The organism is Embleya sp. NPDC050493, from assembly GCF_044458105.1.
In the GTDB taxonomy this organism is placed as follows: Bacteria; Actinomycetota; Actinomycetes; order Streptomycetales; family Streptomycetaceae; genus Embleya.
Map to the genome: position 1 here is coordinate 90,634 of NZ_JBITHP010000019.1, position 12,045 is coordinate 102,678.

11 protein-coding genes are annotated in these 12,045 nt (G+C 73.1%); 4 read left to right on the top strand and 7 right to left on the bottom strand.

Going from position 1 to position 12,045, the window contains the following annotated elements; genetic code table 11:
- Positions 1-116: 116 nt before the first annotated feature.
- Positions 117-773 (bottom strand): GAP family protein, encoded by a 657-nt coding sequence (locus tag ACIBM5_RS30620; RefSeq protein WP_396009789.1) that lies wholly within the window; start codon positions 771-773, stop codon positions 117-119.
- A 381-nt stretch (positions 774-1,154) separates the two neighbouring features.
- On the opposite strand from ACIBM5_RS30620, the gene ACIBM5_RS30625 reads away from it, so the two are divergent.
- Positions 1,155-2,771, top strand: coding sequence for an MFS transporter (locus tag ACIBM5_RS30625; RefSeq protein ID WP_396009790.1), 1,617 nt, complete (start codon positions 1,155-1,157; stop codon positions 2,769-2,771).
- Positions 2,772-2,810: 39 nt separating this feature from the next.
- On the opposite strand, the gene ACIBM5_RS30630 is transcribed toward ACIBM5_RS30625, so the two are convergent.
- Complete coding sequence (locus ACIBM5_RS30630) at positions 2,811-3,254, bottom strand: hypothetical protein (protein WP_396009791.1); 444 nt, start codon at positions 3,252-3,254, stop codon at positions 2,811-2,813.
- Positions 3,255-3,647: 393 nt separating this feature from the next.
- Here ACIBM5_RS30630 and ACIBM5_RS30635 point away from each other — a divergent pair, with 393 nt between their 5' ends.
- Positions 3,648-4,862, top strand: a complete 1,215-nt coding sequence (locus ACIBM5_RS30635; protein ID WP_396009792.1) for a hypothetical protein — start codon at positions 3,648-3,650, stop codon at positions 4,860-4,862.
- 235 nt (positions 4,863-5,097) lie between these two features.
- Here the strand turns inward: ACIBM5_RS30635 and ACIBM5_RS30640 are convergent, their stop codons facing one another.
- The 5 genes from ACIBM5_RS30640 to ACIBM5_RS30660 form a co-directional block, all read right to left on the bottom strand.
- The gene (locus tag ACIBM5_RS30640; RefSeq protein ID WP_396009793.1) at positions 5,098-6,045 is read right to left on the bottom strand and encodes a universal stress protein; all 948 of its coding nucleotides are present in this window, start codon (positions 6,043-6,045) and stop codon (positions 5,098-5,100) included.
- A gap of 74 nt (positions 6,046-6,119) precedes the next feature.
- Positions 6,120-6,410, bottom strand: a complete 291-nt coding sequence (locus ACIBM5_RS30645) for a universal stress protein (protein ID WP_396009794.1) — start codon at positions 6,408-6,410, stop codon at positions 6,120-6,122.
- A gap of 108 nt (positions 6,411-6,518) precedes the next feature.
- Positions 6,519-7,004, bottom strand: coding sequence for a pyridoxamine 5'-phosphate oxidase family protein (locus ACIBM5_RS30650; RefSeq protein WP_396009795.1), 486 nt, complete (start codon positions 7,002-7,004; stop codon positions 6,519-6,521).
- A gap of 128 nt (positions 7,005-7,132) precedes the next feature.
- Positions 7,133-7,270 (bottom strand): hypothetical protein, encoded by a 138-nt coding sequence (locus ACIBM5_RS30655; protein ID WP_396009796.1) that lies wholly within the window; start codon positions 7,268-7,270, stop codon positions 7,133-7,135.
- Positions 7,271-7,371: 101 nt separating this feature from the next.
- Entirely contained in the window at positions 7,372-8,013 is a 642-nt protein-coding gene (locus ACIBM5_RS30660; RefSeq protein ID WP_396009797.1) for a hypothetical protein, read from the bottom strand.
- A 317-nt stretch (positions 8,014-8,330) separates the two neighbouring features.
- Here ACIBM5_RS30660 and ACIBM5_RS30665 point away from each other — a divergent pair, with 317 nt between their 5' ends.
- Both ACIBM5_RS30665 and ACIBM5_RS30670 read left to right on the top strand, forming a co-directional pair.
- The gene (locus ACIBM5_RS30665) at positions 8,331-8,885 is read left to right on the top strand and encodes a cysteine hydrolase family protein (protein WP_396009798.1); all 555 of its coding nucleotides are present in this window, start codon (positions 8,331-8,333) and stop codon (positions 8,883-8,885) included.
- A gap of 245 nt (positions 8,886-9,130) precedes the next feature.
- Positions 9,131-11,893, top strand: a complete 2,763-nt coding sequence (locus tag ACIBM5_RS30670) for an AAA family ATPase (RefSeq protein WP_396009799.1) — start codon at positions 9,131-9,133, stop codon at positions 11,891-11,893.
- The last annotated feature ends 152 nt before the right edge of the window (positions 11,894-12,045 follow it).

Below are 12,045 nucleotides of genomic sequence, written 5' to 3' on the forward strand. Positions count from 1 at the left end.
ACCGGGGAGCCCGACCGACCCGGGGATGTCGGGTGGAGCGCGAGGGGGCGGGGTCGGCGCACGGCCGTGCCGCGGCCGCGCTCGGAGAGCTTGCGGGCCGCGACGGATGCCGTGACCTACGCGGCGAGTGTGACGAGTTCGTACGTGCTCTTCCCGGCCAGCCACAGGCCCAGAAGCAGCGACAGGACGACGATCGCCTGGTCCTGGTGGGTGTCGATCGCCGTGCGCAGCCACTCCAGTCGTTCGTGTGCCCTGGCCGGTGCGAACGTCGCGTACAGCTCCATCGCGAGCACACTGGCCGTGGCGAGCAGGAAGAAGCCCATCAGGGCCAGGAACGAGGCGGCCGAAGACAGGTCCGCGTTCATCGCGGTGGCGCCCCCGGCGGCGACCATTCCCCACGGTTGCAGCAGGACGGCGAGGCCGGCGGCGGTCCAGGCGGACACCCGATCCAGCCGTGCCATCCACTTGGGAGTTCCCCGGGAGCGCGAGGCCCCCCGGCGTCGTTTGTGTTGTCCGTAGACGACGAGCGCGAGGCCCAGGACCAGCTTGACCACCAGACCCGCTACCGAGGGCGAGCTGTGGCGCGCCGGCGGCTCGCCCCCGGTCAACAGCGTCACCACGGCGACGACCAGGACGAGTTCCGCGAGCCAGGTGAGGATGAAGACGAGTCCCTTCAGCAGCCCTCGGTGTGCGGACAGCAGCAGGATGAACGCGGAGTTGTGCAACGGTCCCAAGGTGATGGCCGTGCCGATGAGGACGAGATCGAGGACCATGGCTGCCCTTTACGGGGGTGACGCGGACTCGTCGAGCAGGCTTCTCGGCGCAGTCCGTCCGGGGGCTGACGAAGCGTGTTCTTCACGGAAGACCCGGACGGAGGATCCGGGTGGTCGTCGAGTGTGCCCCCTCCGGTCTCGTCCCAGACCTCGTTTCCGAACCCGGGGCCCATCGTGTCGCGTGCCGCGAAGCCCATCGCCGCCCCGGCGTGATGCGCGTGGGGCCTCGTGCGGGCAACCGGGCGCCGGGGCGACCTCGGTGCACCGCGGCGGTGTATTCGGTGGGTGCCCGGCGCGTTCCGGCGGCGGCGATACTGCCATCCGGCTGACATCGCGGCGGGTCGGGCCGGCGCTTCCCCGGGTCGCCGGCACGATGCGTGCATGGCTACTGGCACGGGAAAGCCGGGGCATTCCGCCGGGGTGGGCCTGGTCCTGTTGCCGCTTGTGGCGGGGCAGTTCCTGATGGCGCTGGACAGCTCCGTCATGAACGTCTCGATCTCGACGGTGGCCGAGGACGTGGGCACGACGGTAACCGGGATCCAGGGCGCGATCACGGCGTACACGCTCGTGATGGCGATGCTCATGATCCCCGGCGGCAAGCTCGGCGGCCTCATCGGCCGCAAACGCGCGTTCATGATCGGTTGCGGCGTCTACGGCTGTGGTTCGCTGACGACGGCGCTCGCCCCGAACCTGCCGGTACTGCTGCTCGGGTGGGCGTTCCTGGAGGGGGTCGGGGCGGCACTGATCCTGCCGGCGATCGTGGCGCTGGTGGCCGGCAACTTTCCGGTGGAGCGCCGTCCCTCCGCGTACGGGCTCGTCGCGGCCGCGGGGGCCGCGGCGATCGCGGTGGGGCCGCTGATCGGTGGCGTGGCCACGACGTACTTCTCCTGGCGCTGGGTCTTCGCCGGGGAAGTGGTCATCGTGCTGGTGATCCTGGGGCTCGCCCGCCGGATCACCGACGCGCCGACCGGGGCGCGGTCGCGCATGGACCTCGTCGGGGCGGTGCTGTCCGCCGGTGGGCTCGGAATCTTCGTCTTCGGCGTGCTCCGGTCGGCCGAATGGGGGTGGTTCCGGCCCAAGCCGGACGCGCCGGCCTGGCTCGGGGTCTCACTGGTCGTCTGGCTGATGCTGGCCGGCCTGGCCCTCATCCGGCTCTTCCTGTCCTGGGAGGCCCGCCTGTCCGCACGGGGCAGGGAGCCGCTGGTGGACCCGTCCATGCTGCGCAATCGGCAGCTCACCGGCGGCTTGACGATGTTCTTCTTCCAATACCTGGTGCAGATGGGCGTGTTCTTCGTCGTACCGCTCTACCTGTCGGTCGCCCTGGGCCTGTCGGCGCTGGCGACCGGCGCGCGCATCCTGCCGCTGTCGCTCACGTTGCTGGCCGCCGCGATCCTGATCCCGCGGCTCCTCCCGGACGTCTCGCCGCGGCGCGTGGTACGGATGGGGATCCTGGCACTGCTCGCGGGCGCGGTGGCCTTGATGGCCGCGCTCGACGCGGACGCGGGCGCCGAGATCGTCACCGTGCCCCTGCTGCTGATCGGACTGGGCGTGGGCGCCCTGGCGTCGCAGCTGGGATCGGTCACCGTGTCCGCGGTGCCGGACGAGCAGAGCACGGAGGTCGGCGGCGTCCAGAACGCCGTCACCAATCTCGGCGCCTCGATCGGCACGGCACTCGCCGGATCGATCCTGATCGCCGTCATGACGACGTCGTTCCTGACCAGCATCGAGAACAACCCGGCGGTCCCGGCCGCGGTCACGAGTCGGGCGAACATCGAACTCGAGGGCGGCGTGCCGTTTCTGTCGGACGACCAGCTCACCTCCGCCCTCACCAAGGCCGGCACGGCACCGGAGGTGGCGCAGGCGGCCGTCGACGCGAACACCTCGGCCAGGCTCGACGGGCTGCGTGCCGCCCTCGCCGTGCTGGCTCTCACCGCGCTGCTCGCCATGTTCTTCACCGGGAGGATCCCCAGGGTTCAGCCCGGTTCGGCGAAGCAGTGAGGCGGGCCGGATCCGGCCCGCCTTCCGACGCCGTGGTGGTCAGTGCCCCAGCGCCGCCTTGGCGGCGACGATGATCAGGCCGAGCACGAGGTTCACCGCGCCTTCGACCGCCACCTGACTGCGGTCGGCGCCGGCCGCGGCGGCTCCCAGGGACGCCCACAGGACCTGTTGGGCCACGGCGACGCCGAGGGCGAGCCATGCGGTGGTGTTCAGGCCCAGTCCGAGCAGGGGGCTGACGGCCACGGCCAGGGCGGGCAGGGCGGCGGCTTCGACGATGGACCACTCGTGGGCCGCGACGCGGCGTACCTCCGCCCGGGTCCAGGGTTGGCCGAGCGTGCGTTCGCCCACCAGGTGGGCGTAGACGTGCGCGGCCCAGAACACCAGGCCGGTGACGAGGAGCAGGATGACGAGTTGGAGTCTCGGGTACTTGCCCAGGGCCCCGGCGGTGGCCACCACGGAGGCCGCGAGCAGGGACCCGTACACGGCACCGGCGTAGTCGGTCCGGGGTGTGCGAGGCGCGCCGCGCTTCCGTGATTTCTCGGACGATCCGGGGGGACGGGACACCTTTCCACGGTAGGAGGCCGGGGTGGGCGGCGCCTGTCGACGACGCGACGCGGCCGACCGGCCCACCCGTTCGCCTGGTGCCCGGTACCGACGACGCGGGGATCGGGACCGGACCGATGGCTCCCCCGGAGGGCGTAACCCCGAGTGCGCGCCGGCTACGGTGAGTACTCAATGGGGGTATGCGGTAGTTCGCCGCACCGTCCCCGGGAGCGCCATATGAGTACCCCGTCCGAGCCGCCCACCGGTGCAGCACCGGCCTCAGCCCGGCGAGAGCCCGGGCACCGAGGCGCTCGGCGTGCGGGGCGGATCGTGATGAGCACCCTGTCCGCGGTGCTGATCACGCTCACCTGCGTCCTCGTGCCGGTCTCGCTGATCACCGTGTGGGTGCACGACATCGTGCTCGACACCGACCGGTACGTCTCGACGGTGAAGCCGCTCGCGTCGAACCCGGCGGTCGAGGATGCCGCCGCCCACCGCATCACCGAAGCGGTCGACGTGCGGGTGGACGGCGCCCAGGTCACCGCGGACATCGCAGCCTGGCTGGAGGCCCAGGGGCTCCCGCCGAGGGTGGGCACCGCGGTGAAAGGGCTGGGCCCACAACTGAACGACGCCGTCGACCAGGTGGCCCAGCGGGCGGCCACCCGCTTCGTGGAGAGCGACCGGTTCGAGAGGGTCTGGACGAATGCCAACCGCACCGCCCACTCCGACGTCGTCAAGGTGCTCACCGGCAAGGGTCGCGGCTCGGTGGATGTCGAGAACGGCACCGTGACGCTCGACGTCGGCGCCGCCGTGGACACGGTCAAACAGGACCTCGTCGCGGCCGGGGTGACCCCGGCCGAGCAGATCCCCGACGTCGACAAGAAGATGGTGCTGGTCAAGTCGGACAAGCTGAAGAAGATCCAGGACGCCGCGCACGCACTCGACGTGCTGGGCAATTGGCTTCCGGTGCTCACCGTGCTGCTCGGCGCGATCGGGGTCCTCCTGGCCCGTCGGCGCCGCCGCGCCCTGGTGACCACCGCCCTGGGCGCCGCCTTCGCGTGCCTGATCCTGGCCATCGGCCTGGCGATCGCGCGCCGCTACTACCTCGACCACCTGCCCGCGACGGTGCAGTCCCCGGCGGCCGCCGGAGCGATCTTCGACACGCTGCTGCGCTTCCTGAAGAACAGCGTCCGCACCGCGCTCGTCCTGGGCGTGGTGGTGGGCATCGGCGCCTACCTCTCGGGTGCGGGACGCCTCCCGCGCGCCCTGCGCGCCACCGCCGACCGCGGCGCCGACGCGGTCGCCCGCTCCGGCCACAGGCACGGCATGGGCACCGGCAAAGTCGGTACCTGGGTGGCCGCGCAACGCCGGTGGCTCACCCTCGGCGCGCTGCTCCTGGTCACCCTCGGCTTCGCCCTGTGGAATCACCCGACGGCATGGGTCATCCTGCTGTGGGTGGTCATCCTGTTGGTCCTGCTCGCGGTGATCGCCCTGCTGGCCGCCACCGGGCGCGACCGCGAGCCGACCGGGCGAGCCGAAGCGCGATAGTGGGCCGCCGACGTTCCCTGCGGATGAGTGCCCCGCGGATGAGTTCCTCGCGTTCACGAGCGCGGGAGGGGGCCGTTCGACGTGGACGAACTCGCGCTGCCGCGCGAAGGGCGGGTCGGCCGACCGCATGGCCTCCGCGCGCTTCGCGGGGGCGACGCGCGGCCCGGGATGGCGCGCCCCGGCCAAGCACCCGCGCGAGAGCGGTACCGCCGTCGTCCGTGGGCCCACCCGGGCGTCAGTCGTCGTCCCGATCCTTCTCGGCTCGGCCGTGCACCGGGACGAGGAGGACGGGGGACCTGGCGTGGTGGAGGACGGCGTGGGTGACGCGGCCCAGGTTGGGGCCGAAGCGGCCGGTGTTGCGGTGCGCGGCGAGCACGACCAGGTCGGCATCGGCGCTCGCGGTGATCAAGGCGTGCGAAGGCGTGTCCAGGACGACGTCCTCGGTGACGGTGACGTACGGGTACTTCCTGCCGAAGGGTGCGAGTGCGGCGGCCGCGCCGGCCTGTGCCGCGGCCCGCCAGTCGTCCATGAGCCACATGGCCGGGGCGAACCCGACGCCGCCGGCCGTCATCGCGGGGTAGCGCCACGCATGGATGGCCCGCAGGGGCAGGTGTCGGGCCTGGGCCTGGGCGAAGGCGGCCTCCAGGGCGGGGGCGCAGTCGTCGTCGGAGACGCCCACCACGATCGACTTCGGGATGCGGTCGGCGGTGGTCTCGTGGTCGGGATGGACGACCAGCAGCGGGCATCGGGCCGTCGCCGCGACGGTGAGGCCGACCGAGCCGACCAGGAGGGCGGCGAAGCCGCCCATTCCTCGGCTGCCGACGACCAGGAGTGCGGCCCGGTCGGCCGCGGTTGCCAACGCGTCGATGGCGTCGGCGAGTTCGATCGTGGCGAGCACCGACAGGTCGCCGTGACGGGCACGGGCGCGGGCGGCGCCCCGGTCGACGACGGCGCGGGCGTTCTCGCGCAGGTGTCGACCGAAGCGGTCGTTCCCACCGGCGACTTCGACCCCTTCCAGCGCGTGCAGCACTTCGAGGGTGGTGTGCCGGCGTACGGCTTCGTCCGCGGCCAGGTCCACGGCACGCTCGGCACCGGGTGAGCCGTCGAATCCGACGACGACGTGGCCGCGGGGCGGCGTCGATGGCGCGGGCGATCCGGTGGTGGGGTTCGATGCCTGGTTCATGGCGGTCTCCTGTCGGACGGTGATCGTCGGGTCGGACGCCGATCCTTGCCTCGGGTGCCCGGCCCGGCCCACGCTCAGTCGTGTTCGGCCGATTCCGCGTGGTGCGTGGTCGGGACGATCACCAGCGGGCAGCGGGCGTGCTGGATCAGTCCCCGGCCGACCGAGCCCGGCGGCGGGCCCGCGAAGCCGCCGCGACCGCGGGTACCGACGACCGGGCACAGGGCGTGCTCGGCGGCCTTGCGCAGGACCTCGACCGGGTGTCCGACCGCGACCTCGCGGTGCACCGGCACGTTCGGGTGTTTCCCGGTCCATCCGGCGAGGGTCTCGGCAAGCCGGAGCCGGCCCTCCTGCATCTCCTCACCCATCCGCAGCCGAGGGTCGCGACCAGGTCGCGGGCCTCGGCTCCGAGGTCCCCGGGGCGGGGGAGGAGGGTGCAACCCGTGCCGCGGGCGGGTGGTGCGGATGCCGCCGCTTCACCCCGGGGGCGTCGTTCGCGACCTCGGGGCGTCGGGTTCGAGGCCGGAGCGGTCGCCCGCTCGTTGCACCAGGTGGCCCGTGACGAGTTCGGAGGTGACTCGGAACCACACGTGTCCCGCACCGTCGCCGTCGGCCTCGGGAAGCAGCTGGTCCAGATGCGCGACGGCGGCGGGGTCCCGGACGCGCGAGGCGTGGCCGGTGACGGTGCCCGTCCAGCCCGTCCAGCCCGTTCGGGCGGACCGGTCGACGTGGTCGACTTGATCGGCTTGGAACGCGACCACCGTCTCGAGCGCGGCCTTCGCGAGAGCGGAGTCGGCGGAGGCGCGGAAAACCACGCATTCCCGGTCGAGGGCGAACGTCACCAGGTACACGGCAGGGAGAGCGCCCTCGCTGACGACGACGCGTCCCACCTGCGCGCCCGCCATCAGTTCCAACGTCTCCCGGCGGTCGAGAGGACGTTTCGTCACGGGGTAGTCGCTCATCCCACCACCCTCGAACCCCGACCGGGTCCCGACCAGGGCCGAAAGGCCCTGTGTCCACGGGTCGGGACGCACTCCTGTTCGGAGGTCGTCGGGGGTACCTCCCGTCGCGGTTGTTTCCGACGGTCTTCTCAATGGAAGTCGGCGGCGTCGATGTCGTAGCGGATGAAGTCGCCGATGCTCTCCCGTCCGGCGCGGATGCCGGCGGGCGATCGTGCCGCGGATCGACGGGAGGTGGGTTCCTCGGGCTGTGGTCGCGCTGCGCGCACGGCGGCCGGCTCCTGTTCCTTCGGGTCGGATCGGGTGGCCCGGCGCACCGGGATCGGCCGGGCCCGTCATGGGGACGATGCCCGGCCGAGCGTGGTGGTGATCAGAGCAGCCAGCGGTGGTCCCGAACGAATGGCAGGCGGGCCCACCGGGCGCCCAGGCCCAGCCGGCTGCCGACGGCGACCGCGGCGAGGACGATCAGGGAGATCGCGTAGATGACGTGGTAGTCGGTGAACGGGTTGGTGGAGGAGGTGGCCTTGCCGCTGTCGAGGTGCTTGGCGGGCGGCCATTCGGCGATCCACATCAGCGCCATCATCGCGGTGCCGGCGCCGGCCGCGAGACGCAGACCGATGCCCAGGATCAGCGCGACGCCGACGGCCGACAGGCCGAGCATGAACAGCCAGCCGGCCCAGGGTTCGCCGGCCCAGCCGCGCAGGGTGCCGGCCATCGGGCCGACGTCCACGTGGGAGAGGAAGCCCTTGGTGGGGGAGCCGCCGTCGATCCAACCCTTGCCGCTCGCGGTGGCGTAGCCGAGGCCGAAGGTCTTGTCCAGGAACGCCCACAGGAACACGAAGCCCAGCAGGACGCGCAGGCCGGTCACGGCGATGTCGGTGGTGCGGACCGCGGCGATGGCCGGTGAGCCGGCCGCGGTGTCGGACGCGGTCCGCTCGACCCTGGTTCGGGGCGCCGAGCCGGCGCGGTGCGGCAGGCGCGGGGACAGCCGGTGGTCGTGCGACGTTGCCATGTGGATTCCCTCTCTGCGGGCGCCGGGCCCGGTGCTCGGCGCTCGGCCACGAACGTGCTCTCCTGGGCCTCGGCTTCAGGTTGTCGTGGGCGCGAAGCCCGCCCCAGGGCCGATCGGCCCGACTCGGCGGGCCCAACAGCCGGTTGCCGCAAGCGCGTTGCGAGCGAGTCGCCGGAGGCCGCGTTGCCGGGCCACCTGTGGTCGAGCGCGGAGGGGTCTCATCCGCGGACGGTCGGCCATCGCCACTACCATGGCCGCCGCAATGGCCGCCTTGCCGACCCAGGGCGCCGAATGGATGGACCGGACGGGAGCCTGTCGTGAGGACCGCACTGATCATCGGCGACATCCAGCAGGGCATCACGAGCAACTACCCCTTCACCAGACGTGTCGTGCCGCCGCTCACCGAACTGCTGCCGCGTGCCCGCGCGGCCGGAGCCCTCGTGGTGTTCGTGCACTTCGCCTTGCGGCCCAACGGGGCCGACCTGCCCCCGGGCAACGCACTCTTCAGGACGTTCCACGAAGCCGGGGACGCCTTCCACGAGGGATCGTCCGGCACCGAGATCGCCCTGCCGGTAGCCGACGAGGACGTCGTCGTGACCAAACGGCGCGGCAGCGCGTTCGCCGGCACGGATCTCGACCTCGTGCTCCGCGCGAAGGGCGTCGGAACTCTCGCGATCGCCGGAGTCGCGACCAGCGCCATGGTGGCCGCGACGTGCTACGACGCGGCGGACCGCGACTACCGCGTGACCGTGCTGCGTGACGGTTGCGCCGACGGTGATACGGCAATGCACGACTTCTTCATGGACGCCGTCTTCCCGAGCCGCGGATTCGAGGTCGTGACCTGCGCCGATTGGCACGCGGAGCAAGGTTGATCCCGGTCACGGCCATGTGCGGACCGCGGCGACGGTGAGACGGTGCCGACGCCGGTGGCCTCGAATCGCACGGCGAACCCGTCATCACCGATCGCCGCGGCAACGTTCCCCGCGGACGGTCGATACCCGCATTCGACCGCGTGCCGGTTCCGGTAGTCCCGTCCTCGCGGTCGAATGCGGTTGGCCGGGCACCCCCGCGGTCACGGTTGCCTCGTGGCCGCGGGCTCCCGGATAAGTTGACCTTCGTGCTGCACGGACGAACACCCCACACCGCCGCCCTCGATGCCCTGCTCCGCGACGCCGCCGGGGGGCACGGAGGTGCGATCGTGCTGGTCGGCGACATCGGCAGCGGGAAGAGCGCGCTGCTGGACGCCGCCGCCGAGACCGGGGCGCGTGTGCGCATCCTGCGCGGTGCCGGCGTCGAATCGGAGGCCCGGCTGCCGTACGCGGGGCTCCACGTCGTGCTCCGCGAGGCCCTGCACCTGGCCGGCCGGCTCCCCCGGCATCAGGCCGACGCGCTCCGCCACGCCGTCCACGGAACCACCGCGGATCCGGCCGCCCCCGGCGACTACGACCGGTTCCTCGTGGGCGCCGCCGTGCTCAGCCTGCTCGGCGAACTCGCCGACGAGCAGCCGCTGCTCGTACTCGTCGACGACGCCCACTGGCTCGATCAGGAGACCGCCGACGCCCTGCTGTTCGCCGCGCGCCGGCTCGCGGCCGAGCCCGTCGCGATCGTCTTCGCCGCACGCGACGGGTCGGCCGACTTCGACGCGCCCGGGCTGCCCGTACACCGTCTGGAGCCGCTCGGCGACGACGCCGGCAGTGCGCTGCTCGACCAGCACGCCCCCGGCCTCACGCCGGTGGTGCGCCGTCGGCTGCTGCGCCGAGCCGCCGGGAACCCGCTCGCCCTCGTCGAACTCGCCGCCGCACTCACACCGGGCCTGCGCGCCGGAGCGGACCTGCTGGACGACCACGAGATCGCCGTGCTGCCCGCGTCCTGGCGCGTCCGACGCCTGTACGACGAGCGCATCGGGACCCTTCCCACCGCCACCCGCACGCTCCTGACGCTCGCCGCGGCCGACGACACCGGCGACCCCGCGCTCGTGCTGCGCGCGGGACGCGAACTGGGCGCCGCGCCCGGCGACCTGGAGCCCGCCGAACACGCGGGACTGATCCACCTCACCCCCACGCGGCTCGCCTTCCGCCACCCGCTCGCCCGCGCCGCCGCCTACCACGGCGCCACGCTCGTGCAACGCAACGCAGCCCACCGAGCGCTCGCCGCGGCCCTGCCCGAGACCGACCGCGCCCGGCAGACCTGGCACCTGGCCACCGCCACGGTCGGCCACGACGCCTCCGTGGCCGACCGGCTCGAGGAGACGGCCGAACATTTCCGAGCCCAAGGCGGGCGGGCGACGGTGGCCACCGCGTACCGGCGAGCCGCCCAACTCACCCAGGACCCGCAGCTCCGCGCGCACCGGCTCACCCTGGCCGCACTCGCCGCCTCCGAAGCGGGCCGCCCCGAGACGGCCGCCGCGCTCGCCGAGGAGGCAGCGCCGCACACCCGCGATCCGGCGGCGACCGCCAGACTCGCATCCATCCGTGCCACCGTCGAACACGCCGCCGGACACCCCGATGCCGCCCGCCTCATCCTCGTCGAGGCCGCTCGCACCACCGCACCGCACGACCCGGACACCGCCGCCGGGATCCTCTTCGAGGCCGTCGCCGCCGCCTGGGACACCCCGGATCCGGCCACCGCCACCACCGGCATCCTGGACACTCTCGCGGGCCTCGACTTCGGCGACAGCCCTCCCCGCACCGGGGCCCTCGCCCTCCACCACCTCGCCACCGGGAACCCCGAGGCCGGCCACCCCCTCCTGCGCAGCTTCACGGACGGCATGCGGACCGTTCGCGACACCCGCCCGCTCGCGGACGAAACCCGCCTGCAGGGCTGGGACATGCTCCTCGGCGGCTACCGGGCCGTGCACGATCAGGCCCAGGCGCTCGAACGGCGGGCCCGCGAGCAGGGCGCGGTCGGCACCCTGCCCATGCTGCTGCTCCGCCTCGCCCGTTGCCGCCTGTTCCTCGGCCGCCACCACCACGCCCACAGCACCGCCGTCGAGGGCCTGGACATCGCCCGAAGCACCGCCAATCACCACCACGAGGCGATGCTCCACGGCGTCCTCGCCGTCCTCGCGGCCATCGACGGCGACGAGAGGGCACACCACGCCGCCGTCCGGCACGCCGCCGTCCACCAGGCCGGCGCAGCCGGTGTGCCCGCCGTCTGGAACGCCTGCGCGGAAGCCCTCCTCGACCTCGGCCGAGGCCGCCACGAAACCGCGCTGACCCGTCTCACCGAGATAGCCGACGGCCCCCGCGCCCATGTCGTCGTCGCCATCCACAGCCTCGCCGACCACGTCGAAGCCGCCGCCCGCCTCGGCCGGCCCGGCGAAGCCCGGCGCACCGCCGAGCGGTTCACCACCTGGGCGCACAGCACCCGCACCCCCTGGGCGCACGCCATCGCACTGCGCTGCCAGGCACTCCTCGCCGCCGACGACAGCGCGGGCGACCTGTACCGATCAGCCCTGGAAACCCACCGCGGCGACGGCCGGCCCTTCGAGCACGCCCGCACGGAACTCCTCTACGGCGAATGGCTCCGCCGCAACCGGCAGCGGGCCGCCGCACGCACCCGCCTCACGGCCGCCCACACCGCCTTCAAGGCGCTCCGGGCCACGCCGTGGCGAGACCGCGCCGCCGCCGAACTCCGCGCCGTCGGCGCCCCTCCCGCCACCACGGCCGACACCGGCGGGCACGCCGACCCCACCGCGCGGCTGACCCCACAGGAGTTGCAGGTCGCCCGCCTGGCCGCCACCGGGCTCAGCAATCGCGACATCGGTGCCCGCCTGTTCCTCAGCCCCCGCACCGTCGGCTACCACCTCTCCAACGCCTATCCCAAGCTCGGCATCACCTCCCGTGCCGCACTGGGCACCCTCGACCTGCCGGCCGACTGACGCCTCCTCCTCGACGACACGACGCCCGGGGTCACCGGGCGGGCCCGGGCAACCCCGTATCCACCCCGGTCATTCGACGGATCCGCCGCACCTTCGCACGACCTAGCGTCGTCCTGGCAACGCCGATCACCGCCCGATCGGCCCACGGACCA